Source organism: Maritalea myrionectae DSM 19524 (assembly GCF_000423365.1).
Lineage (GTDB): Bacteria > Pseudomonadota > Alphaproteobacteria > Rhizobiales > Devosiaceae > Maritalea > Maritalea myrionectae.
Genome location: NZ_AUHV01000002.1, coordinates 513,949 through 539,111 on the forward strand (window position 1 = coordinate 513,949; position 25,163 = coordinate 539,111).

Below are 25,163 nucleotides of genomic sequence, written 5' to 3' on the forward strand. Positions count from 1 at the left end.
CCTCAAATCGAAAAAATTTTTATCTGATAAAAAATTCTTTACTCACCTCACCAATCTTGTATCTTCGAATAATCTATTCGATGGCGGCGACGATTGATCGAAAGTCAATCACACGCCGATGTAACCATCCAGCGGGGCGTTAAATGTTACACTATCTGATCAAGCGCATCTTGATGATGGCCTTGACCTTGTTTTTGATCATTACGCTGACATTCTTTTTGATGCACGCCATTCCCGGCGGGCCCTTCACATCTGAAAAAATGTTGGCACCTGAGATTGAGGCGGCGTTGAATGCCAAATATGGGCTAGATAAGCCGATTTGGCAGCAATATCTCAGCTATCTCCAGGGCATCATCACTTTTGATCTCGGCCCCTCTTTCAAATATCCCGGCGTGCGCGTGAATGATTTGATCCGCGAAGGCTTGCCCGTGACGGCACAGACCGGCTTTTTGGCCATGTTATGCGTTGTCGCCCTGGGCATTCCTTTGGGCATTGTGGCGGCTCTGCACCAGAACAAATGGCAGGACACCACCATTATGGCGATCGCCACCATGGGCGTCGCCATTCCCTCTTATGTGCTGGCCACCATCGCGCTCTATCTGTTTGCCTTGCAATGGCAGTTGGTGCCCACCTTTGGGCTGGACAGTTGGCAGGGCTATATTTTGCCAGTTCTCGCTCTCTCGGGCTTTTGGCTTTCCTTTATTGCGCGTCTGTCGCGCTCTTCGCTGCTGGAAGTGTTGGGGCAGGACTATATGGTCACCGCGCGCGCCAAGGGCCTGCATCCGCAAACCATCTTGTTCAAGCATGGTATGCGCAATGCGTTGATCCCCATCGTCACCGTGCTGGGCCCGGTTGTGGCCAACTTGCTCACCGGCTCTTTCGTGATTGAACAAATCTTTGCCCTGCCGGGCATTGGACGCCACTTTGTGCTGTCCATTTCCAACCGAGACTACACCACCATTATGGGCATTACGATTTTCTATGCGGCGTTTTTGATGCTGATGATTTTGATTGTTGACCTTTTATACATGGTGCTCGATCCGCGCATTAAACTTGGGGAGAAAGCACAATGACCGACATTCATGTGACTGTCCCGAAGGAAAAATGGACACCGGTGGATCGTGGGGCTCAAGATGCCGAATTTATCGCCGCGCCGAGCCTGACCTATTGGCAGGATGTGCGCCAGCGCATGTGGCGCAATAAGCCGGCCATGGCCAGCCTCGCCTTTATCATCTTGCTGATTTTGGCGGCCATTTTCGGCCCAATGCTTACCCATCACACCTATTATGATCAGGATTTGAAGCTTTCCAATATTCCGCCGATCTTTGAAGTGTATAAGGCGGAACCCGCCGACGCGCCGGCGCAATATGTGTTTCTCAATAGCGGCAACTTCAAGCTCTATGAAGTGGCTGAAAATGGCGAAATTCTTGGGCTTGTGCGGGCAAAGCGCAAAGACTTGATGAAAAAGCAGCACATTTATGTGTTTGGTGATGCGGAAGTGCGCGTGGACTATAGCCAACTGCCTGCGACGCTTGTGGATGGCGATGGCAATGCGGTTGAGTCAATCGGCTATCGCTGGAACCAGACCAACTGGTTCGGCACCGATAGTTTGGGCCGTGATGTGCTGGTGCGTCAGCTTTACGGCGCGCGTATTTCGCTGACCGTGGCGTTTGTCGCCGCGATGGTGAACTTCTTTATCGGCGTCTTTTATGGCGGCATTGCGGGCTATTTTGGCGGCAATGTGGACAATGTGATGATGCGTATTGTGGAGATCATCGCCACTATTCCCCTCACCCTTTATGTGATCCTGATGATGGTGGTGTTCCAGTCCGGCTTCCTTTCGATCATCATTGCCATTGGCTCGGTGTTCTGGGTGGATATGGCGCGGATTGTGCGCGGGCAAATGCTGTCGCTCAAAAATCAGGATTATGTGGCGGCGGCCAAAACCATGGGCGCGAGCACCAAGCGGATTTTGACCCGCCATTTGCTGCCCAACACAATGGGCCCCATTCTGGTGACCCTGACCCTGTTGATCCCCAGCGCGATTTTCATTGAGAGTTTTATGAGCTTTATCGGCCTGGGCGTCAGTGTGCCGATGGCCAGTTGGGGCACTTTGACCGCGGAAGCGGTGGAAACCCTGCGCGCCTATCCGCACCAATTGTTTTTCCCTGCAGCTGCAATTTCATTGACCATGTTTGCGTTCAACTTTTTGGGCGATGGATTGCGGGATGCACTTGATCCGAGGTTGCGCAAATGAGTTCTGCACCTTTATTGAAAGTCGATAATCTCACGACCCATTTCCACACCTCGCGTGGCGATGTGCAGGCGGTGCGCGGCGTTAGCTTTGATGTGCGCCCGGGCGAAATTTTGGGCATTGTGGGCGAAAGTGGCTCGGGCAAATCGATCACATGCCTGTCGATCCTTGGCTTATTGAAGGCAAATGGCGAAGTGGTGGAAGGCTCTGCCGATTTTGAGGGCAAGCTGCTTACCGGCCTGTCAGACAAGCAATTGCGCACCATTCGTGGTGATGACATCGCGATGATCTTCCAAGACCCGATGACCAGCTTGAACCCGACGCTGACTGTGGGCGAGCAGTTGATTGAAACCATTTTGGCGCACAAGCCTGTTTCCCGCAGTGAAGCCCGCAAGCGGGCGCTGGAGCTGTTTGACCTGGTGAAAATACCAAGCGCAGCGAGCCGTTTGGACAATTATCCGCACCAATTTTCCGGCGGTATGCGCCAGCGGGTGATGATCGCCATGGCGCTGACGTGTGACCCGAAATTGCTGATCGCGGATGAGCCAACCACCGCGCTTGATGTGACCATTCAACGCCAGATTTTGCTGTTGCTGAAAGACCTTCAGGAAGAGCTCGGCATGGCCATCATTTTGATCACCCATGATTTGGGCGTGATCGCCGAAGTGGCTGACCGTATTTTGGTGATGTATGGCGGCATGGTGATGGAGACGGGCGACGTCTATGACGTGTTTGAATCCCCGCAACATCCTTACACGACGGGTCTGCTCCATTCGATTCCAGATGTGCGCAGCCACACCAAGCAAAGGCTGACGCCGATCCCCGGCTCGCCGCCCGACATGTTACGGCCGCCTGAAGGGTGCCCGTTCGCGCCACGTTGTCCGCACGCGATCCAACAATGTTTGGAAGCGATGCCGCCATTGTTTGAGCGCCCGAACGCGAAGCCGACTGTGCACGAGGCCCGCTGCTGGTTGCACCATGAAGAGGCGCCCAAAGCCCTGCAATCCATATTCGACGCGCCGGAGGTTTCCAATGGATAAGCAACCACATATGCGTGACGATGAGGTTTTGATGCGCGTGCGCGACCTGAAGAAGCATTTTCAGGTCTCGGCGGGATTTTTTGGTCAAAACCCGAAATTCTTGAAAGCGGTTGATGGTGTTGATCTCGACATTCGTCGCGGCGAAACGCTCGGCCTTGTTGGCGAGAGTGGCTGCGGCAAGAGCACACTCGCCCGCACGCTGATCCGGCTTTATAGCCCGACTGATGGGGTGATTGAGTTTAACGGTGCGGATTTGGCCAAGCTCAAAGAGAAAGATTTGGCTCCGCACCGCCGCGATATTCAAATGATCTTCCAAGATCCCTACGCCTCGCTGAATGGCCGCATGAATGTGCGCGACTTGATTGCCGAGCCGTTGGAAATTGCGGGCATTGGCAATGATAAAAGCCGCACGGCCCGGGTGCATGAATTGTTGGAAGTTGTGGGCCTCAATAAAGACCACGCCAACCGCTTTCCGCATGAGTTTTCTGGTGGTCAACGCCAGCGGATCGGCATTGCCCGCGCGATTGCGTTGAACCCGCAGCTTGTGATTTGCGATGAGGCGATTTCGGCGCTCGATGTGTCTATTCAAGCGCAAGTGGTCAACATGCTGGAGGATTTGCAAAAAGAGCTGGGCCTCACCTATTTGTTCATCACGCATGACCTGTCCATGGTGAAGCATATTTCCGACCGAATTGGCGTGATGTATTTGGGCAAGCTCGTCGAGATCGCGCCGAACAATGCGCTCTATGATGACCCGAAACACCCCTACACCCGCGCGCTTTTGGCTTCCATTCCTATTGCGGACCCGGTGGAAGCGCGCAAGGACAATCAGGATCAAATGCAGGGCGAAATTCCAAGCCCGATCGACATGCCGTCTGGCTGTCGGTTTCGCACACGTTGCCCGCTGGCGACGGATTTGTGCGCCGAGCAAGAGCCTGAGCTGAAAGAATTGGCCGACAACCACAAAGTTGCCTGCCACTACGCCGAATAGTCGGCACCTAAACCAAAGGCCCAACCAAAAGGGCCTGAACAAAACAATGGGGATAGTCCCCACGGAGGAGTGAGATGTTAAAAAAACTGATCCCTCTCATTGCAGCAACTTCATTGGCACTTGGCGGTGCAGCTTACGCTGAATCTTCACTTGTCTATGTGGTCAACAATGAGTCTGACACATTCGATCCCGGCACCACAAACGAAACCTTTGCGGCCCCGATCATTGGCAACACATTTGAAGGCTTGGTGAAGTTTGCACCAGACGGTTCAATTGTGCCGGCCCTGGCTGAAAGCTGGGAAATCTCAGAAGATGGCCTGACTTACACATTTAAATTGCGCGAAGATGCAAAATGGTCTGATGGCGAACCTGTCACCGCCGACGATTTCATCTATGCCTGGACACGGGTTCTGACCCCTGCCAGCGGCGCGAAAAACTCTGCCCTTCTTTATCACATTGAGGGCGCTCAAGAGTTTTATGATGGCGGCGACGCCACGCCGAACATGAAGGCTGTTGACGAGCACACCGTTCAGTTCACCCTGAAGCAACGCGTGCCTTACATGTTGCAGCTTGTGGCCTACTCAACATATTTCCCTGTGCGTCAGGATGTTGTGGAAGCGGACCCAGAAGGTTGGACACGTAGCCCAGACACCTATATCGGCACCGGCCCTTTCCGTGTGACCGAAATGAATTTGGGTGAAGGCTTTGTTTTCGAGAAAAACCCAAACTATTACGGTGCGGACAATGTTAAACTCGACAAGCTGACCTTCCGTTTGGTCCCACAACAATCAACTGCCCTGGCCGCCATGGAAGCTGGCGATGTAGACGGCATTGAATCCGTACCTGCATCTGAGGTGCCACGCTTGTCAGTTGAAAGCGATGCGTTCTTGGTGATCCCATCATTGGGCACCACCTATGCGTTCTTCAACCCAGCGGCAAGCCCGATTGATGACGTGAAAGTGCGTAAAGCGCTGTCCATGGCCATCGACCGTCAGGAAATTGTTGAGTTCGTGCTGCAATCAGCAGACGTGCCAGCAACTGGCTTGGTGCCTTACGGCATGAATGTTGCGGGTGAAGATTTCCGCGATGTGGCTGAAGATTATGGTTTGGGCGAAACAGCGAAAGCTGAAGAAGCTCAGAAATTGCTGGCTGAAGCTGGCTATCCGAATGGCGAAGGTTTCCCTGAAACCGTCTTCATGACCTATGCTTCTCCTCCAATCCAGAAATTGCTCGAAGCCATTCAGCAAATGTGGAAAGAGAACCTCAATATCGATGTTGAAATCGATGTGAGCGAATGGAAAGTCTACTACCCAGAAGTGCAAAAGGTTGAATACCAGATTGCGCAAATGGGTTGGGGCGCTGACTATCCGCACCCAATGACTTTCCTCGACAACTTTGTGTCCACAAGCCCGAACAATCTGGCCAATTGGGCAAACCAAGATTATGACGCCGAAATCGCTGCTGCCAAAGCCGCAGTTGACCAGTCAGAGTCTTTGCAGCACATGGCCAATGCGGAAGCGATCATGATGAATGATCATGTGATTTTGCCGATGTATCACCGCAATCTCTACATGATGATGGGCACACATGTTGAAGGCTTCTGGCGTTCAACTTTGGGTGTACCTTATTTCGCTGATGTAACCATCGCAGAATAAGCCATCTTCATTGATGCGTGTTTTAGAAGGCGGGGCGCTCAGCGCTCCGCCTTTTTCTATTCCAGTTCAATTATGCGGTTCTTTTTATTGATGCTAGCATTTCACACAGACTGATTCTCTTGAGCAACTGGGGCCCTACGCATGAACCGATCTGAACGCCGCCGCCAAGAAAAGCTTGCACAAAAGCAGCAAAATACTGGCACCGGTCTAGGGCCGATAAATGATCTGCTGGCGCAAGGTGTTGCCCACCACCAAAAGGGCGAACTGTCTCAAGCTGAAGCCAAGTATCAAGCCATCCTAAAAATCAATCCGCACCATGGCGATGCCAACCACCTGATGGGCCTACTCGCTAAGCAAGTTGGAAAGTTTGATATCGCAAAGCAGTTCTTGGAAAAAGCGCTGCTCGCCAATCCCAATCACCCGCAATATCTCAACAATATCGGTGGCGTGCTCAAGGATTTGGGAGATTTGGAAAGCGCGAGAACGCATCATCTATTAGCGACACAGGCAGACCCTAAACTCGCCGCCGCATTTAACGGCTTGGGCATAGTCGAAAAAGCACTAGAGCATTTTGAAGACGCTAAAAAGGCGTTTGAGACGGCTGTTAAGCTTCAACCGCAAAACCCCGAAATACTCAATAACCTTGGCAATTTATATACAGATATGGGAGATGCCGAGAAGGGTTTAGAGTATAATGAGCGCTCACTCGCTGTTGCCCCAGATCTACCGATTTCGCAATATAATCGAGCCGTTTCGTTGCAAAAAATCGGGCGGATTGAAGACGCGATTGCACAATATGAAGCTGTTCTCAAGTCTAGCCCAGATTTTGCACCTGCGCATTGCAATCTGGGCATATTGGCGCGTGAAACCGGAGATCTTTCTTCAGCCATCGCACATGGCCAAAAAGCGGCAGAGCTCGACCCGCAAAATTCCGATTATTATTATAATCTTGGTCTGGCCCTCAATGAAGCGGGGGAATATGACGATGCTCTGGCCTGTTTTGAAGGGGCATACACGATCAAACCTGATCACGCCCACGCGTATAATGACCATGGCAATGTATATTTTGCGATGCGCCAATTTGAAAGCGCAATTTCAAGCTACGCAAAGGCAGTGGAATTAGCTCCAAACTCAGCTGGTATGCATAATAATTTGGGCAACGCCTATTTGAAAATTGGCTCACTGGTGGAAGCCAAGGTCGAATTTTTGCGTGCGCTCGAATTACGACCTAGCCACGCCAATGCACACAGTAATCTGGCCAGCCTTTATAAGGATTTGGGCGAATTGGAGCTTGCACACCAGCATTATGAACAAGCACTGGAACACCAGCCAGATTTCACAGTTGCCTATTCAAACATGCTGTTCACCATGAACTATGACCCTCATAAAACGGGTGAGGAGATTTTTGAGTGGTATAAAGAATTCAATAAGCGATATGCCGCGCCTTTCTGTTCAGAACAAAAGCCACATGAAAACGACCGCAGCCACGGTCGGCGTTTGCGCGTTGGATATGTAAGTGGGGCTTTTCACAAGCATTCGGCGGTTTTTCACCTTCTGCCATTGTTCGAGGGCAGAAATCGAAAAGACTTCGAAGTCTTTGCATATGCTGATATCGCGCAAACAGATGGCTATACGGAGCAATATAAGGCTAATTGTGATCACTGGATCAAGATCAATGATCTGGACAATGCTGCACTCGTGGAGCGTATCCGTTCAGATCAAATTGACATTTTAGTCGACATCTCCGGACACACAAGAGGTGGGCGCCTGCTTACCTTTGCGCGTCGGCCCGCTCCAGTATCTTTACACTGGCTCGACTTTGGCTACACCACAGGGATGGATGCCATCGATTATTATTTGGGCGATGAGCATGTCACACCGGCGCGCGACGATCATTTGTTCGGCGAGCGGGAAGTGTGGCGGCTAGATGGCCCCTCAGTGGTTTATCGGCCCGGACCCGACATGGGCGACGTTAGCCCATTGCCTGCCAAGAAAAACGGCTTCGTCACTTTTTGCACCTTGTCGCGTTCAGTGCGAATGAATGAGAAAACCATCAAGGTTTGGGCAGAGATATTAAAGCGGGTTAAAGGATCAAAATTGCGTTTAGATAGTCGCAATTATATGGATCCAATGATGTGTGATCAGGTCGCTGAAAAGTTTGCCAAATTTGGTATCGAACGTGACCGTCTGATCATGGGCTTTAACAGCCCGCCTTGGGATGTATTACGGGAAATTGATATCGCCCTCGATTGCTTCCCGCACAATTCGGGCACCACCTTGTTCGAGCATCTTTATATGGGCAACCCCTATGTGACGCTATACAATCGCGCCAGCGTGGGCACGCTGGGTGGGGCGATATTGCGCCATTGTGGATTTGGCGAATGGGTGGCGCAAAGCGAAAAGGAGTATGTCGATATAGCGGTTGATCTGGCCAGCGATCTCGACAAATTGGCAGATATCCGCGCCACAATCCGCGAAAAGATGCAGGACAGCCCGGCGATGGATGAAAAAGCCTTCGTCAAACGTATGGAAAATGCTTACCGTCAAATGTGGACACGATATTGTGAAACAGCGTAGTTTATTCAATTTTTGTCAACAACAGGTGCTGTGATGGCTCCGCCCCAAAAAAACTTGGCTTCTAAACAACCGACAATCGCAGAGTTGTTGGCAAATGGGGCCAATCACCATAAAAAGGGAGAGTTGCAGAAGGCGGAAGCCCACTATGCAACAATATTAAAAATTGAGCCCGGCCATGGTGATGCCAATCATTTGATGGGGCTGTTGGCCAAGCAGGTGGGAAATCTTGACATGGCCAAGGAATTCTTGGCCAAAGCCGTTGAATCCAATCCTAAGCACCCGCAATATCGTACGAACCTCGCAAAATTGCTGCTGCAGCGTGGTGAAGCAGACGAAGCGTTGGACGCTATTGTTGCAACACCACCGCCCCACACAATTGAGGTGCAACTGCTGCACGGGGTCGCCCTGCAAAGCCTTGGCCAGCTTGAGAAGGCCATCAGTCAACTTCGGACAATTTTGAAACACACTCCCAAATTCGCGCCGGCGCTGCATCATCTCGGCATCATCTTGCGGTTGCAGGGGAAGATTGAGGCGGCGATTGAATATGGACAACAGGCCATATCGCTTGCACCACAAAATGCCGAATTTCACTTTCAACTGGGCCTCACTTACGCAGAAAGTGGCACCAGAGCAGCGTCAATTTCCTGTTTTGAAAAAGCGATGAAGCTCAACCCCAACCATGCAGCAAACTGCAGCGCCTTGGGCATACAATTGCTGTTTGAAGAACGGAATGAAGAGGCATTGGCCAAGCTAGAACGGGCCGCCGAATTGGCACCAGACTCTGCGGAGTACCGCAACAATTTGGGCAATGGTTATTATGCTTTGAGAAAGCTGGATGCCGCCAAAGATCAATTTTTGAAAGCAATTGAGCTCGACCCGAACAATGCAGGTGCGCAGAACAATCTCGGCATCCTCCTGCGTGAATTAAATTGTCCGCTGGAGGCCTTAAAGCATAATCGGCGTGCCGTTGAACTTTGCCCTGATGACGCAAATATGCACAACAGTTTGGGCAACACACACCACCAATATGGTCAGTTAATTGAAGCAAAAGCGGCGCTGGAAACCGGAATTTCTTTAGACCCAAACAACGCGGACGCACACGCTAATTTATGTGTAGTGCTGCGCAAACTTGATTTGACGGACATGGCGATAAAATCGGGGAAAAGAGCCGTAGAACTCGCCCCTAAAATGGCGCGGGCACATAATGGGTTGGGAATGGCTTTTTTGCAGCACGGCGACCTGGCCGCTGCGAAACCGGCCTTTCAAATGGCGCTGGAAATTAATCCTGAACATGCCAAGGCACACAGCAATCTGGCCAGTCTTTATAAAGATTTTTGCGATTTTGATCTGGCACATTACCATTTTGAGCAAGCGCTGGAGGCTGATCCCACGTTCAGCACTGCTTTTTCCAACATGTTGTTCACCATGAACTATGACCCAGCCAAAACGGGCGAAGAAATTTTTGCTTGGTATCAACAATATAATGAACGTTACGCCGCACCGCTTAAAGACGAGCAAAAACCGCACACGAACGATCGCACAATCGATAGAAAATTGCGCATTGGCTATGTCAGCTCAGCCTTCCAAAGGCACCCCGCTGCATATCATTTTCCGCCCCTTTTTGAGTTTGCCGACAGGGACCGGTTCGAAATTTTCGCCTATGCGGATATGTCAAAAACCGATGCATATACCAAGCAGTATATGGACCACTGTGACCATTTCAGCAAAACCAACGGCATGAGCGACGAAAGTTTAGCGACACGAATTTGTGAGGACCAGATTGATATTCTGGTCGATATTTCGGGTCACGCCAAGGGCAACCGGCTGTTGACCTTTGCCCGCAAGCCAGCGCCGGTTTCCCTGCACTGGCTCGATTTTGGCTACACCACCGGCATGGATGCCATTGACTATTATCTGGGCGATGAGCATGTCACACCAGCGCGCGACGATCATTTGTTCGGTGAACGGGAGGTTTGGCGGCTGGACGGGCCTTCGGTGGTCTATCGCCCGGGCCCCGACATGGGAGAGGTCAGCCCACTGCCCGCCAAACAGAATGGCTATGTGACCTTTTGCACCCTGTCGCGCTCAGTGCGCCTCAATGAAAAAACCATCAAGGTCTGGGCCGAAATCCTCAAACGGATTGAAAGGTCGAAACTGCGGTTGGATAGCCGCAACTATCAAGATGAGGTGATGTGTGACCGGGTGGCTGAGCAGTTTGCCGCACACGGTGTCTACCGTGATCGTCTGATCATGGGCTTTAACAGCCCGCCTTGGGATGTGTTGCGCGAAATTGATATTGCGCTTGATTGCTTCCCCCACAATTCGGGCACCACGCTTTTTGAGCATCTTTATATGGGCAACCCTTATGTTACGCTCTACAATAGAGCCAGCGTGGGCACATTAGGTGGCGCTATTTTGCGGCATGCAGGTTTTGGCGAGTGGGTGGCGCACACCGAAGACGAATATGTTGATATTGCGGTTGATTTGGCCAGTAATCTCGACAAGTTGGCCGACATCCGTGCCACTATGCGATCCAAAATGGAGAATGGTCCTGCCATGGATGAAAAAGCCTTTGTAACCCGTATGGAAGACGCCTACCGACAAATGTGGAAACGCTATTGTGAGACGGAAGTATGAAGGCTGTGATCCTGGCCGGGGGCCTCGGCACCCGCATTTCGGAAGAAACCCATCTTCGCCCCAAGCCCATGATTGAAATTGGGGGAATGCCGCTCCTATGGCACATTTTGAAGCTTTATTCACATCACAATATCAACGAGTTTGTCGTGTGCTGCGGTTACAAGGGCTATGTGATCAAGGAATATTTCGCCAATTACTTCCTGCATAAATCGGATGTCACTTTCGATATCGGCAAAAATCAGATGCATGTGCATGAGCGCCACGCCGAGCCGTGGAAAGTGACGCTGGTTGATACAGGCGTTGATACGCTAACCGGCGGACGCCTAAAACGCATTGCTGAATATGTCAAAAATGACGACGCTTTTTGCATGACCTATGGGGATGGCGTTGCAGATGTGAATGTTTCAGAGCTTGTCAAATTTCATCGGGCCCATGGGCGCTTGGCCACTATCACCGCAGTGGCCCCGCCGGGGCGGTATGGTGCGCTTGAAACAAAGGGTGATGCCGTTACCGGTTTTAACGAGAAACCGCGCGGGGATGGCGGTGCGATTAATGGAGGGTTCTTTGTGCTATCCCCAAAATGTCTCGATCTGATCCAGGGAGACGACGTTAGTTGGGAGGAAGGGCCGCTTACAACCTTAGCAGCGGACAACCAGCTACATGCCTTTTCACACGATGGATTTTGGCAGCCAATGGACACGTTGCGCGATAAAAATCGTCTCGAACGAGCTTGGCAGTCAGGCGAAGCGCCATGGAAAGTGTGGGAATAGGCTGAAATGGACCGGCCACAGCTCGACCCAACATTTTGGGCAGGAAAAAAGGTTTTGGTCACGGGCCACACAGGCTTTAAGGGCGCGTGGCTTTGCCATTGGCTTTTGCGGCTCGGCGCACACGTTACAGGTTTCGCTTTGGCGCCTAACACATCGCCAAATCTTTTTGATTTGCTCGATCTGGACTCGCGTATGGACAGCACATTTGGTGACCTACGCAACTACGAGGTCGTTCAAAAGACATTGCATGCAGCGCAACCAGAGATCGTTCTGCACCTTGCGGCGCAAGCCTTGGTGCGCGCCTCTTACGATGATCCGTTGACCACATTCGAAAGCAATGTGATGGGGACAGTGCACTTGCTGGAAGCAATCCGCTCAGCCCACGCGCTTAAGGTTTGCCTCGTAGCGACAACGGACAAAGTTTACCGCAATTTGGAACAAGGCGTACCGTTTTGCGAAGACGACCCGCTCGGAGGGCATGATCCATACAGCGCCAGCAAGGCGGCCACGGAAATTGTCATTTCCTCCTATCGACATAGCCTTTTCAAGGATGCCTCACCAAAGCTTTTGAGCGCACGGGCAGGCAATGCAATTGGCGGAGGCGATTGGTCAGCCGATCGGATCATTCCCGATGCCATCCGCGCTTGGTCAAACAAGCAAACCTTAAACGTGCGTCGACCAAATGCGTTGCGCCCATGGCAACATGTTTTGGAGCCTTTGTTCAGCTATCTCATTCTTTGCCAATCGGCACATGAGACCCACTACGCAAACTACAATATCGGCCCCGCCACCGACGATAAAATGAGCGTTGGAGAGTTGATCCAACAAGCTCAAACCTGTTTTGGTCGCGGCGAATTTGAATTCGGCACCGGGGACAAGGGACCGCACGAGGCCGGACTGCTGCAACTGGATGCAAGTCGTATCAAGAATGAATTGGGCATTGCGCCAGCGTGGTCGAGCAAAGAAGCATTGAAACGGACAATGGCGTGGTACAAAAACCAAGATGGTGGAGCCAACGCCCAGGAGCTTTGTGACCGCGATATTGAGGCATTTGAGGCCACCACATGAAATTTGATATAACGCCAACAGCAATCGATGGTGTCTTCATTCTCCAACGTCAGCAAGTCGGCGACAAGCGTGGCCATTTTTCGCGGTTATTCTGCGCAGAACAATTTCGAGAACTGGGATGGGATACACCAGTTGCTCAGACAAACCTGTCGCATAATAACGGAGAAGGTACCCTTCGTGGCTTGCATCTGCAGTTGCGACCGCATACGGAAATGAAATTTGTGCAAGTGTTGACGGGCGAAGTGCTTGATGTCGCAGTAGATATGCGACGCGCATCGGCAACATTTGGTCAACATGTGGCAGTTGAATTAAGTGACAGCAATCGTTATGGCCTGCTTATTCCTAACGGTTGCGCCCACGGTTTTCAGGTACTCAGTGCCCAGGCGACATTGCTTTATCACCACTCAAGCGCCTACCACCCAGAATCAGAAACTGGCGTGCGCTTTGATGATCAAACCTTGGCCATCAACTGGCCGCTGCCGCCTCAAAACCTATCTGATCGCGATCAGGCATTGCCGTCATTTCTCAGCTTTGGCGAAGGTGTGGCGTTATGAGATGTCGTCATTGCAACGCTGAGCTCAATCACGACCTAATCGACCTGGGCGAAATGCCGCCTTCGAATGCCTACCTCATCGAAGCGGAATTGACCAAAACTGAGCCTACCTACCCGCTTAAGGTAAAGGTTTGCGATAACTGCTTTTTGGTGCAGACCGAAGACTTCGCCCGGGCTGACGAATTATTCACTGCAGACTATGCCTACTTTTCCTCGACCTCACAAAGCTGGCTGGCGCATGCCCGTCGCTTTGCAGATTCTGCGATCGAACGCTTTCAGCTCTCCAAGGAAAGCTTGGTGATCGAGCTCGCGTCAAATGACGGCTATTTACTGAAGAACTTTGTCGCTGCCGAGATACCCTGTCTGGGGGTTGAGCCAACCAATGCCACGGCAGATGCGGCAGAAGGATTGGGTATCCCCCAATGGCGTGATTTTTTTAGCCGCAGGGCAAGCGAAAAGATCATGGCGCAATATGGCCAGGCTGATCTGATTATTGGCAACAATGTTCTCGCGCATGTGCCTGACATTAATGACTTTGTGTCTGGCGCGGCCAGTTTGCTGAAATCAACCGGCACGATCAGCTTTGAGTTTCCGCACCTTTTGAATCTTCTGCGCCATTGCCAATTCGATACGATCTATCATGAGCACTTTTCTTATTTGTCGATGATTGCGTTACAACGGATTGCGCAGGCAGCACAGCTGAAAATCATTGATGTGATGCAATTGCCCACCCATGGCGGCAGCTTGCGGGTTTATCTGGCGCATCATGATGATCCGCGCGCACCGAGTGCAAATGTGGATGCGGTCCTGCGCGAAGAATTTGATTTCGGCATAGCCGACATCACAACATATGAGGCGCTTCAACAAGAAGCAGAACGGATCAAAGCGGAACTTGTCGACTTTTTAGCAAGCGCCCGCGCGGATGGGAAAAAGGTGCTCGGCTATGGCGCGGCCGCAAAGGGCAACACGCTGCTGAACTTTGCAGGTGTCACGCCAGATTTATTGCCGATGATCGCCGATGCCGCCCCGTCGAAACAAGGCAAATATATGCCCGGAAGCCATATCCCTATTGTGACGCCAGATCAGCTGGTGCATGCTGAACCCGACGACGTATTGATCCTACCTTGGAATATCGGGCCCGAAATAATGGCGAGTATTTCGCCGCGTTTTTCTTCCAAACCAAGGTTTGTTTGGGCCATCCCCACACTAACCATAGAAGAATAGTGATTTTGCGTTAAACTTGGTGCGAATCGAACATCCGTTCCACCATTTTTGAGGCATATCATGTCAGATATACCCGTCTTTAAGCCATTGATTACTCAGGATGAAATTAGCGCTGCCGTCGAATCTTTGGAGATGGGCTGGCTCGGCATGGGCAGCTATGTCGCCGAATTTGAGGCCAAGATTGCTGAGGTCATTCAAGCGCCTGACCGTCACGTCTCTGCGGTGAGTACCGGCACAGCCGCACTGCATGTTGCGCTTCTGGTGGCTGGTGTTGAACCGGGTGATGAGGTCATCGTTTCCGCGTTCAATTGCTCTGCGGACTATCAGGCCATCAGCTGGGTTGGCGCAGATATCGTATTTTGCGATTGTGATGATGACACGTTGGAAATGGATATGGACAAAGCGGAGACGCTGGTGTCAAACAAAACCAAAGCCATCATCATCATGGATTATGACTGCATCATTTCGGACTATGACCGGGTTGATGCCTTTGCAAAAAAGCATGATTTGCGCGTCATCCATGATGCCTGTCACTCCTTTGGCTCTTCTTTTAAAGGCAAGCCTGTAGGCTCTTATTCTGACATTTGCGTGTTCAGCTTTGATCCGGTGAAAACAATCACCTGCCTTGATGGCGGCGCTGTTGTTGTACGCACTGAAGAAGAGCAGAAATATGTGCGCGAGCTGCGGCTTTTGGGGATGCAGCAGCCTTCGGAAGTGATGTATCAGAACAAGCGCGCTTGGACATTTGATGTGGAACGCGTGGGCTTTCGCTATCACATGCTCAATCTTCACGCCGCCATCGGGGTACGGCAAATCGAAAAGTTGGAGCAAATCCGTAGCACGCGCGTCGCCGCATCGCGCCGCTATTCAGAACATTTGGCGCCAATCTCAGAGGTCCGCACACCCAATTCTGAATTTAATGAGGTCAACCCCTTCCTTTATTACATCCGCGTGCCGGCCGAGGATCGTGACGATCTGCGCACCTACTTGAAGGAAAAGGGCATTGACACCGGCATACACTGGCAGCCAGGTCATTGGTTTAGCCTATGGAAGGATTGCCGCAAAGGCGATTTGAGCGTCACCGATGCCGTGGGCAATGAAATCCTCTCGCTGCCACTTCATTCGATGATGGACCTTGCGCTGGTGGACCAGGTAAGTGACGCGATCTCACAGTTCTTCTCAAATAAAGTGACTAGCCATGATGGTTGATCGCAGTGAAGTATTCCAAATCATGAAGAGTGGCTTCGGCCTTTGCCTGCCGATTGACGGGCAACCCAACGCGATCTTGCGCCCGGTCGTAACCGACAGCGACAAAATTGACCCGCAGGATGTCGACCGCCTCACCCGTTGGCGGAATGAGCACGTTATTCGCTTTTTGACTGAGTTTGATGCCACCGCCGAGCAGACAACACAATGGTTGATCAATCGTGTGGGGCCGGACAATGGCAAAATTCTATTGATGGTCGAATTTGAAGGCAAGACCGTTGGCCATACCGGACTTGGATTCGGCAATTGGTCGGCAAATTATATTGAGGCCGATGCCATTGTGCGGGGCGAAGATGCACCTCGGGGCCTCATGAAAAAGGCGTTGCAAAGCACCCTCTCTTGGGCGCGCGACTCCTTGGGTCTCGTTGACCAATGGGTTCGGGTACGTTCGGATAATCCAGCTGTGAAGTTCTATGAAGCAGTCGGCTTTCAAGAGGTAAAGCGTGTACCGTTAGACTATCGCATTGAAGGGGCAATGAAAACGTGGTTTGAGCGCACTGATCATGAGTCTGCCCTAGCCTCGCTTGTTTATATGCAGCTTGGAACGCACAATGCATCGCAGGTTGGGAGCAAGGCGTGACCCCTGCCGCACTCGCCAGATATGTCGCGCAACAACTTGCCAACTTGCTGCCGGACACTGACATTGACGCTGTTGAGGCAGAAATCTCGCGCCACCTACCAAACACGCTGGATCGTCTCCATTATTTAATCAAGCATGTAAAAATGTGGACGCCGGGCAAATTCGACCATTTGCATTCGACGCAATATTGCACCTTTCTCTATCTGCTCAGCAACGAGATCTTCACCCAGACCGGTGAGCGAGAACTACCCACACGCATTTTTCTGCTGAATAAGGCGATGAACGCGATTGATCTTTTTTATGAAATCGATCTGCCGCCAGTATTTTTCATCGGACATTCCGCCGGGATCGTGTTAGCCAAAGCGACATATGGCAATTATCTCGTGCTCTATCAAAACTCAACGGTTGGAAAGAACCACGGCAAGGCTCCTAAAATTGGTGACGGCGTAATTGTTTATCCCAATAGCGCGATCATTGGTGATACAGAAATCGGCGATCATTGCGTTTTGGGCCAAGGCACCAGCGTGATTAACCAAATTGTGCCAAGCAATCAGTTTGTCTTTAATGGCACAGGCTCCTCACCGTTGCTAAAACCAACACCCCAAGACCAATTGCCGTTGGAAGAATATTTCCGCGTTTAAAAGGAACATGCCTGTGATTTTATGTTGTGGCGAAGCGTTGATTGATATGTTGCCGATGGAGGCGGCCGATGGGCGGTTGGGATTTGCGCCAGCCGTCGGCGGTTCGGTTTTTAACACGGCTGTGGCGCTTGGGCGCTTGGGCGCGCAAGTTTCTTTTCATTCCAAAGTCGCCACAGATGGTTTGGGCGAACAGTTGCGCGGCGCGCTGTTAGATAGCCACGTCAATCTTGATCATCTCAAACGTAGCAAACTGCCCACACCGCTTGCGATGGTCCATCTCAAAGATGGCCACGCCAGCTATCAGTTTTATGATGAAGGGACCGCCGCACAGGATTTCACTGACGATGAGACATTGCCCATACCGAACAAGGTGCACATGGCATTTTTCGGCGGCATTAGCTTGCTTGGGTCAAAATCCGGGCCGTATTATCAGCGTATTTTAACCGAGATGGCGCAACATGTTCCCGTGATGCTCGACCCCAATATACGACCGAGTTTCATTGCCAATGAATCTGCCTATCGTCGCGAATTGGATGCCCTCTTTCCGCATGTGAGCATTTTGAAGGTCTCCGATGAAGATCTGGCGTGGATTGCCGGCCTAAAGTCTGTTGACGAAAAGATCCAAGAAATCTTCGATTTCGGCACCAAGCTTATATTGATCACCAAGGGGGGTAACGGCGTTGAGGCGATTGGACGACATGTGCGCATCAATGTTCCGGCTGCGCCCGCAGATGTGGTTGATACTGTTGGGGCTGGGGACACGTTCACGGCTGGTTTTTTAAGCGCGCTGCAGGAAGACGATCTGTTCGGCTCCTTGCTTACCATTAGTGAAGAGCAGTTGGCCCGCGCCGTACAGCTGGGCGCACACGCGGCGGCGATCACCGTATCACGCCATGGCGCCAATCCCCCATGGCGAGAAGAGTTAGGCTGATTTGGCGGTGTTTCGTCCGGCCAGATCGTCCAAAATCGGGCAGTCGGGCCGCTGATCCCCGTGGCAGTTTTTCACCAGCACTTTTAGGGTGGACCGCAGGCTTTGAAGTTCGGCGATTTTCTCATCGACCTTTTGGATTTTTTCACGCGCGATCCGTTTAACGTCTGCGCTGGCGCGGCCCTCATCATCGTAGAGTGATAGCAGCGTGCGGCACTCTTCAATGGTGAAGCCGAGGCTGCGCGAGCGCTGCAGAAATCGCAGTCGATGTACATCATCGTCCGAATAGTCGCGATAGCCATTCTCTGCCCGGTCAGGTTTGATCAGGCCAATATCTTCATAATAGCGGATGGTTTTGGTGGGAAGACTTGTGGCTTCCGCCGCATTGCCGATGTTCATTTCTTTATCTCCTCGCCCCGGCCATATAGTTTGCGCAATTCAGCCATTTCCTCTTCAGAAAAGCCGATGGCGTGTGCTTTGCACAACAGCTCATTTAAAGGCGTGGTCGCCTGATCTGACTTTTGTTCTTCGCAAATAATTGACATGTTTTTCCTTTCAGAAGTTCTAAAGCTTCAGGCCGCGCAGGCGCAGGGCGTTCCCGATGACAGATACGGATGACAAACTCATGGCAGCGGCGGCCAGCATGGGCGACAAAAGCGCGCCCGTTAGTGGAAACAGGATACCGGCGGCAACTGGCACACCCACGCTGTTGTAGGCGAATGCAAAAAACAGATTTTGCTTGATGTTGCGTAGGGTGGTTTTTGCCAGTTTGCGGGCGCGCACAATCCCGGTTAAATCGCCTTTCAGCAGCGTTATACCCGCACTTTCAACGGCCACATCCGCCCCGGTGCCCATGGCCAAGCCCACATCGGCAGCTGCCAAAGCCGGCGCATCATTAACGCCGTCACCCGCCATGGCAACTTTTTTGCCTTTGGCGCGCAACTCTTCCACGAGGGCTTTTTTGTCTTCAGGGAGCACCCCTGCGCGGACATCATCAATATTGAGATCGCGAGCGACAGCCTTTGCGGTGCGCTCATTGTCACCGGTGGCCATAATCACCTCAAGCCCTTGTTCATGCAGCGCGGCAATGGCCGACTTTGTGGTGGGTTTGATTTTGTCGGCAACGGCAATGATCGCCACCAAATCGCCGTCTTTGGCCAAATACATGGCCGTTTTGCCCTGCTCTTGCAGCGCTGCAGCCTTGTCCTGCGCGTCATCAGACGTTGCACCCAATTGTTGCATCAGCGCCCAGTTGCCAAATCCCAGTTTGGCGCCAGAAACCGTGCCGAGAACGCCCTTGCCCGTCACTGCTTCAAAATCCGATGTATCGCTAAGCGCGACATTTTTTTCTTTCGCGGCATTGACGATGGCTTCGGCCAAAGGATGCTCTGAGCCTTGCTCCAATGACCCGACAAGCTGCAGCAGTTCGTCTTCATCGCCCGCCAAGGCGACAATATCCGTCAGGCTTGGTTTGCCTTCGGTCAGGGTGCCTGTTTTATCGACCACCACAACATCGACTTCAGCCATGCGTTCCAATGCGGATGCTTCGCGCACCAACACGCCAGCTTGGGCGCCACGCCCCGTTGCAGTCATCACAGACATGGGCGTTGCCAAGCCCAGCGCGCACGGGCAAGCGATGATCAAGACGGACACAGCGGCGATCAGCGCATAAAGGATTGAAGGCGATGGCCCAAAGAAGAACCAGACGCCAAAGGCGATAATCGCAATAGCCACAACCGCAGGCACAAAATAGCTGGCCACTTTGTCGGCAAGGCCTTGGATCGGCGCTTGCGAACGCTGGGCAGAAGCGACCATCGCAACAATTTTGGAGAGCATGGTCTCTTCGCCCACATGGGTCGCTTTCATCACCAGCGTGCCATTTTTATTGATGGTTCCCCCGGTGATTTTGTCGCCGACATTTTTTTCAACTGGCACCGGTTCGCCGGAAATCATTGACTCATCAATTGCGGTTGAGCCTTCGATGACTTCCCCATCAACGGGTACGGCTTCGCCGGGACGCACGCGCAGCCTGTCACCAATCAGGATATTTTCCAAAGGCGCATCATATTCGCTGCCATCATCATTGATGCGGCGCGCGGTTTTGGGCGACAGGTCAAGCAATGCGCGAATGGCGTCTCCCGTGCGTTCTCGTGCCCGCAATTCAAGCACTTGCCCCACAAAGACCAGCGCAATGATCACCACTGCGGCCTCATAATAAACTGGCGGATGCCCCATAACCAGCACTTCCGCGGGCAATAGACCGGGAAAGAGCGTTGCCAAAACGCTGAAGCCATATGCGGCCCCGACGCCCAGCATAATCAGTGTCCACATATTGTAGTTGGTGGTTCGGATGGAGTTCCACCCACGTGCGAAGAAGGGTTGGGCGGCCCACAGCACCACAGGCGTCGCCAAAATCAGCTCCAGCCAAATGGCGATATTTTCGCCGATCCATTGTCGAATGGGCAGGCCAATCATTGGCCCCATGGTGAGGATTAACAGGGGAACTGCCGCCGCAACGCTTACCCAAAGGCGCCGCGTGAAATCAACCAATTCATGGTTTTCTTCCGAAGGCACGCCATCCATAGGCTCCAACGCCATGCCACAAATCGGGCAACTGCCCGGCTCATCCCGCACAATTTCGGGGTGCATGGGGCAAGTATATTTCACATTTTTCGGGGCCGTTTCCGCTTTTTTCTTACTGCCACCAGATATATAGAAATAGGGGTCGGCCTCGAACTTGTCATGGCACTTTTGCGAGCAGAAATGATACTCTTCACCCTTGATGGTGAGACTAGGTTTTCCTGCATTCACGTCCACTTTCATGCCGCAAACGGGGTCAATAGCCGTCGCACCATTGTCCGAATTACCGTGATGAGTGTGATCGTGGGCGCTTTTTGAATGCGCGTTTTCAGTGTGGTCGGCCATGGGTGCTCCTTTCGGACAGCAATTGCATGGTGACCGTTCTAATCCTTCCAGTCAATGGAAGGTCAAGCGATTAAAAGAGTGTTGCCGAAAACGAGGTCAAACGACACTCAAATAGCCCGCCAATCCGGCTTTCTGGTGCTCAATCACATGGCAGTGGAACGCCCAGTCGCCCAAATTGTCGGCCACCAGCGCCACTTCAATGGTTTCATCTTTCAACAGATGCGCGGTATCCGTCCAGATTTGGGGGATGTCGCGCTTGTTGGACCGCAGCAGCTTGAACACCAGCCCATGCAGATGGATCGGATGATCGTTAGGGCTCTCATTGCGCAGGCGCAAAATATAAGTTTTGCCCAGCTTCATTTCGGCCAATGGCCCCACATTGGGCTCGGCATCGCCAGGCCACGGCTTTTTATTGATCGACCAAAAGGAATAGCCAAAAGAACCGCACCAGCCATTATTCTGCGGATCAGCTTCTGGTGTCCAGCCAAACAAGAATTCGTGGGTTTCGGCAGTAGATAGATCTAGATCTGGCAATTGATTGCGGGTCAGCGACGGCAGGTCTTCCAATTGGTGTTTGAGGTTCTGCCCCGTCGGTATCAGCTGCGCCAACGGGCGATGACCAGAAAGCGCATGATGGTTGAGTTTCACCATAGTGCCCTTGTCCGGCATTTGAAGGGCCATATCCACGCGTTGGCCGGGTGCTAGGATCAATGGCGCATCTTTGGTGGGCCATGGGATCAAATCGGTGGCATGGCCATCCATGGCCACCACTTTGCCTTTTGCTCCCTCAAGCGCCAATCGATAGATACGCGCCGTATCTGTGGCGGCGATCCGCAAGCGCACAAGTCCACCTGCCGGTGCGTCATAAGCCGGGCTCTGCAGCCAATTGGTGGTCATCACATTGCCCATGGTGCCGCCACGCGCTGCACCACGCTTGGTGTATGGCGTGTCGAGCGATCCGTCGCTCTTCAGGTGGAAGTCTTTCAAATTGAGGGCGATTTCCGCATCAAATTGCGGGTCTTTGTCGTCCTCCACCACCAAAATACCTGTCAGGCCATGGGCCATTTGCTCCATGGTTTGGCAATGGGGGTGGTACCAATATGTGCCGCTGTCTGGTGGCGTGAACTCATAATCAAAGCTGGTGCCCGGCTCGATCGGAAGCTGAGTTAAATAGGGCACGCCATCCATTTTGTTGGGAATGCGCAGCCCATGCCAATGGATGGTGGTGTAATCGTCGAGCTGATTGTTCACCCTAAACCTCGCGGTTTGTTTTTTGTGCAAACGGAGTACGGGTGGCGGCGCATCGCTTGCGGTCGAAACCAAGCCGCTTGTGACGCCTTTGCCCAGATCAAACGAGGTGTGTTGAATATTTATGGAAGTGGGCGCGTGCTGCTGAGCAAACGCATTGCTGCCCCACGCAGCGCCAACCGATAGCGCTGCCGCCCCACCTAAAAAGAATTCACGCCGATCCATCGCTGTCTCTCACCAACCTTGATGTCTTGCCATTTCACCAGCGAACACCATGCCGAAATCGTTGCTTTTTAAAATCATACTCAATAGGAGGTTCAATTGCCTGATTTACATCAAGATCTAACCAAAAAAGTTCCTATCAAAGGTGCTCCGCTCATCATCAATTTCGCCGCTAGTTTTCACCCTTATCATTCTGAGTGTCGCGGTGCTTATGCCGCGTCGCGCCACTCGAGCTTTTCCAGATTTTCCCGAAAGGCAAAGCGCACCAGATGGCTTTCAATCACATCTTTGGTGCGGCTGAGCGCTGCCTCGTCTTCGGCCTCAATGGCGATTTCCAATTGATTGGCGTCGGCGCGCATTTTGGCAATGCCAAACGGGAAATTGGCATAGCCGTGATTGCCATCAAAATCGGCATCAATTTTATGAGCAAAATGCTTGCACAATTGACCCAAATAGCGCGGACCTTTGTCCGTCATAAACTGCGCTTGTGATTTTTGCATAGGGCACCTCAATAGCTTGTAAAAAAGCCTGGAACGTAAGGCAATGCCCTACGCTCCAGATCAAATATTACTGAAAAGGTCGCGATAATCAGTAATATTTGAAGGTTGACGCATCTGCACGTCGATAAACATGATTTTTATCATCATGTTTTTATAGGGTGTGTTTTACAGACTGAAAAACAAAAAATCAATAGGAAAATCAATTGTTTAGAATGATTCTAAAGTTTTGAGGCAAGTGGTTGGGTTTGTTGGCGTTAAAGCTGAGAACTAAAGGCCAAAGGTAAATGCCGGTTTTGTTTTCCGGCATTTCGGTCGCCACTGTCGGTTACGACAAACGCCTACAACGCGACAAAGAGGCCAGCAGGTTGTTGATCACAGATTTTGACACCCGGTCAGCGTAAGCGTAGTTCTAAGTGAATACTTTGAACAAAAAGTCGCATGATGTTTACTTCGACAAGGTTTTCACAAAAATCGATAAAAAGAAGCTATCTGCTAGCTTCACGATTTGAACAAGCTGCTGGTACCAATCCCATCGCACTCAACTGCCCTGTCGCTTTTGAAATTTTTTGATTTATGGATGAATTTCAAGCCGCCATCGGTATGTCTATTTTTCTTGCCTGAAAAATCGGACTAAGCAGACCTCTCAAGTCTTTGCGTTCTCGGTCAAGAGTGCCGCAATAAATCGCGTCGCGCGTCGCCACACAACTCTGCAAATTCAGAATGTTACAATGTTGGTGAAAAGGCATGGTGCCCGGGGGCGGATTTGAACCACCGACACGCGGATTTTCAATCCGCTGCTCTACCCCTGAGCTACCCGGGCACAATTTGATTGCATGTCGCAATCAGCATGATGGCGCGGTTATAGGGCGTTCATTCCGCTCTGTCCAGCGCCGAGATGCAAAAAATGCATAATTTTGAGAGAAAAATTTCGATTGCGGCCAAGCATCTAATTTTCCTCGTCAAATTCAGCTCCATCTTCTTCCACAACCGGGATCGCATAGGAGCCATTTAGCCATTTGCCCAAGTCTAGATCTGCACAATGCTTTGAGCAAAAGGGATGGAATTTTCTGTCACTTGGCTTGCCACACATCACGCAGGGCTTGGGCGCGCGCAAGCCGGTGACCTTGGCCTCACTCTTATTTGCATCATTTGCCATAGTTTAGATACCTGAAGCGGAGTTGAGCCAGTTGAACTGGATTGGATAGCCCTCGCCTTTCAAAAGCGACACAGTTTCATAAAGCGGCAGGCCCATTACCGCAGGATAAGATCCTTGCAGCTTCACCACAAACGCTCCCGCAATGCCTTGAATGGCATAGCCGCCCGCTTTGCCCTGCCACTCGCCTGAAGCGAGATAGGCTTCTACTTCATTGTTGGACAGGCGCTTGAAGCGAATTTTTGTTTCCACCAAGCGCCGTCGTGCCTGGCCACCTGGGGTGAGCAAGCACACCCCGGTATAAACCTTGTGGGTGCGGCCGGAGAGCAATTTCAGGCAATTGGCGGCGTCTTCCAGCAATTCTGCTTTGGGCAAAATGCGTCGCCCCACGGCGACAACCGTGTCGCCGCCTAGCACCAATGCATTTTCGTCAATGCCGGTTTGGCGCGCTTTATGCTGCGTGGCGATGGCTTTCATGTGGGCCAAGCGCCCGGCCAGCTTGCGCGGCGTTTCGCCCTTTTGCGGGGTTTCATCAATATCAGCAGGCACCAGATGATCCGGCTCAATCCCAATCTGATTGAGCAGCGCCAAACGGCGCGGCGATGAAGACGCCAATATCAGATCTGGACGGGCCGCCATATGATCATTCTCCGCAACTGCGCCAAGGGCGCGATAGGCTTATTTAAAGCGGTAGGTGATCCGCCCTTTGGTCAGATCATAAGGTGTCATTTCCACCAGCACCTTATCGCCTGCCAAAACACGAATCCGGTTTTTGCGCATCCGGCCCGCAGTGTGGGCGATGATTTCATGGTCGTTTTCTAGCTTCACCCGGAAAGTAGCGTTCGGCAACAATTCTTGCACGACGCCCGGGAATTCGAGCATTTCTTCTTTAGCCATTCTGTCTCCTGAGCTAATTTTTCCGCCTTATAGC

Annotated in this window: 23 protein-coding genes and 1 tRNA gene; 15 read left to right on the forward strand and 9 right to left on the reverse strand. The window is 51.8% G+C overall.

Annotated features, from left to right (window positions below; genetic code table 11):
• Nucleotides 1–143 precede the first annotated feature (143 nt).
• The 15 genes from G549_RS0102625 (at nt 144) to G549_RS0102695 (ending at nt 18,187) form a co-directional block, all read left to right on the forward strand.
• Nucleotides 144–1,073, forward strand: coding sequence for an ABC transporter permease (locus G549_RS0102625; protein ID WP_027833719.1), 930 nt, complete (start codon nt 144–146; stop codon nt 1,071–1,073).
• Nucleotides 1,070–2,257, forward strand: coding sequence for an ABC transporter permease (locus tag G549_RS0102630; protein ID WP_036220859.1), 1,188 nt, complete (start codon nt 1,070–1,072; stop codon nt 2,255–2,257). Before G549_RS0102625 ends, G549_RS0102630 begins: the two co-directional genes overlap by 4 nt.
• Nucleotides 2,254–3,294 (forward strand): ABC transporter ATP-binding protein, encoded by a 1,041-nt coding sequence (locus G549_RS0102635; protein ID WP_027833721.1) that lies wholly within the window; start codon nt 2,254–2,256, stop codon nt 3,292–3,294. The genes G549_RS0102630 and G549_RS0102635 overlap by 4 nt, the downstream gene beginning before the upstream one ends.
• On the forward strand, nt 3,287–4,285 hold the full coding sequence (locus G549_RS0102640; RefSeq protein ID WP_281273889.1) for an ABC transporter ATP-binding protein: 999 nt from the start codon (nt 3,287–3,289) through the stop codon (nt 4,283–4,285). The genes G549_RS0102635 and G549_RS0102640 overlap by 8 nt, the downstream gene beginning before the upstream one ends.
• 74 nt (nt 4,286–4,359) lie before the next feature.
• A complete protein-coding gene (locus G549_RS0102645) occupies nt 4,360–5,940 on the forward strand; it encodes a peptide ABC transporter substrate-binding protein (protein WP_027833723.1) in 1,581 nt (526 codons plus the stop codon).
• Between the two features lie 141 nt (nt 5,941–6,081).
• A complete protein-coding gene (locus tag G549_RS21130) occupies nt 6,082–8,517 on the forward strand; it encodes a tetratricopeptide repeat protein (RefSeq protein WP_051213246.1) in 2,436 nt (811 codons plus the stop codon).
• Nucleotides 8,518–8,571: 54 nt separating this feature from the next.
• Entirely contained in the window at nt 8,572–11,154 is a 2,583-nt protein-coding gene (locus G549_RS0102655; protein ID WP_169449597.1) for a tetratricopeptide repeat protein, read from the forward strand.
• The gene (gene rfbF, locus G549_RS0102660; RefSeq protein ID WP_027833725.1) at nt 11,151–11,924 is read left to right on the forward strand and encodes a glucose-1-phosphate cytidylyltransferase; all 774 of its coding nucleotides are present in this window, start codon (nt 11,151–11,153) and stop codon (nt 11,922–11,924) included. The genes G549_RS0102655 and rfbF overlap by 4 nt, the downstream gene beginning before the upstream one ends.
• A gap of 6 nt (nt 11,925–11,930) precedes the next feature.
• Nucleotides 11,931–12,992, forward strand: a complete 1,062-nt coding sequence (gene rfbG / locus G549_RS0102665) for a CDP-glucose 4,6-dehydratase (RefSeq protein ID WP_027833726.1) — start codon at nt 11,931–11,933, stop codon at nt 12,990–12,992.
• Nucleotides 12,989–13,546, forward strand: a complete 558-nt coding sequence (gene rfbC, locus G549_RS0102670) for a dTDP-4-dehydrorhamnose 3,5-epimerase (RefSeq protein ID WP_027833727.1) — start codon at nt 12,989–12,991, stop codon at nt 13,544–13,546. Before rfbG ends, rfbC begins: the two co-directional genes overlap by 4 nt.
• Nucleotides 13,543–14,769: a class I SAM-dependent methyltransferase gene (locus G549_RS0102675; RefSeq protein WP_027833728.1), complete on the forward strand. Its 1,227-nt coding sequence runs from the start codon at nt 13,543–13,545 to the stop codon at nt 14,767–14,769. The genes rfbC and G549_RS0102675 overlap by 4 nt, the downstream gene beginning before the upstream one ends.
• Nucleotides 14,770–14,829: 60 nt before the next feature.
• Nucleotides 14,830–15,978 (forward strand): DegT/DnrJ/EryC1/StrS family aminotransferase, encoded by a 1,149-nt coding sequence (locus G549_RS0102680; RefSeq protein ID WP_036220862.1) that lies wholly within the window; start codon nt 14,830–14,832, stop codon nt 15,976–15,978.
• A complete protein-coding gene (locus tag G549_RS18735) occupies nt 15,968–16,615 on the forward strand; it encodes a GNAT family N-acetyltransferase (RefSeq protein WP_051213249.1) in 648 nt (215 codons plus the stop codon). Before G549_RS0102680 ends, G549_RS18735 begins: the two co-directional genes overlap by 11 nt.
• Nucleotides 16,612–17,256, forward strand: a complete 645-nt coding sequence (locus G549_RS0102690) for an LbetaH domain-containing protein (RefSeq protein ID WP_027833730.1) — start codon at nt 16,612–16,614, stop codon at nt 17,254–17,256. The genes G549_RS18735 and G549_RS0102690 overlap by 4 nt, the downstream gene beginning before the upstream one ends.
• A gap of 7 nt (nt 17,257–17,263) precedes the next feature.
• Nucleotides 17,264–18,187, forward strand: a complete 924-nt coding sequence (locus tag G549_RS0102695) for a carbohydrate kinase family protein (RefSeq protein ID WP_051213251.1) — start codon at nt 17,264–17,266, stop codon at nt 18,185–18,187.
• Here G549_RS0102695 and cueR read toward each other — a convergent pair.
• From cueR to infA, 9 genes are all read right to left on the reverse strand, one after another.
• Nucleotides 18,179–18,583, reverse strand: coding sequence for a Cu(I)-responsive transcriptional regulator (cueR, locus tag G549_RS0102700; RefSeq protein WP_027833732.1), 405 nt, complete (start codon nt 18,581–18,583; stop codon nt 18,179–18,181). The two genes, G549_RS0102695 and cueR, sit on opposite strands and share 9 nt — an antisense overlap.
• A complete protein-coding gene (locus G549_RS21760; protein ID WP_156905457.1) occupies nt 18,580–18,729 on the reverse strand; it encodes a hypothetical protein in 150 nt (49 codons plus the stop codon). Before G549_RS21760 ends, cueR begins: the two co-directional genes overlap by 4 nt.
• A gap of 19 nt (nt 18,730–18,748) precedes the next feature.
• Nucleotides 18,749–21,109: a heavy metal translocating P-type ATPase gene (locus tag G549_RS0102710; protein ID WP_027833733.1), complete on the reverse strand. Its 2,361-nt coding sequence runs from the start codon at nt 21,107–21,109 to the stop codon at nt 18,749–18,751.
• A 96-nt stretch (nt 21,110–21,205) separates the two neighbouring features.
• Complete coding sequence (locus G549_RS0102715; protein ID WP_027833734.1) at nt 21,206–22,582, reverse strand: multicopper oxidase family protein; 1,377 nt, start codon at nt 22,580–22,582, stop codon at nt 21,206–21,208.
• Nucleotides 22,583–22,788: 206 nt separating this feature from the next.
• Nucleotides 22,789–23,079, reverse strand: a complete 291-nt coding sequence (locus G549_RS0102720; RefSeq protein WP_027833735.1) for a DUF2218 domain-containing protein — start codon at nt 23,077–23,079, stop codon at nt 22,789–22,791.
• A gap of 745 nt (nt 23,080–23,824) precedes the next feature.
• Nucleotides 23,825–23,899, reverse strand: a tRNA-Phe gene (locus tag G549_RS0102730).
• Nucleotides 23,900–24,025: 126 nt separating this feature from the next.
• Nucleotides 24,026–24,235, reverse strand: a complete 210-nt coding sequence (gene yacG, locus G549_RS0102735; protein ID WP_027833736.1) for a DNA gyrase inhibitor YacG — start codon at nt 24,233–24,235, stop codon at nt 24,026–24,028.
• Between the two features lie 3 nt (nt 24,236–24,238).
• Nucleotides 24,239–24,871, reverse strand: coding sequence for a Maf-like protein (locus G549_RS0102740; protein WP_027833737.1), 633 nt, complete (start codon nt 24,869–24,871; stop codon nt 24,239–24,241).
• A 39-nt stretch (nt 24,872–24,910) separates the two neighbouring features.
• Nucleotides 24,911–25,129, reverse strand: a complete 219-nt coding sequence (gene infA, locus G549_RS0102745) for a translation initiation factor IF-1 (protein WP_027833738.1) — start codon at nt 25,127–25,129, stop codon at nt 24,911–24,913.
• Between the last annotated feature and the right edge of the window lie 34 nt (nt 25,130–25,163).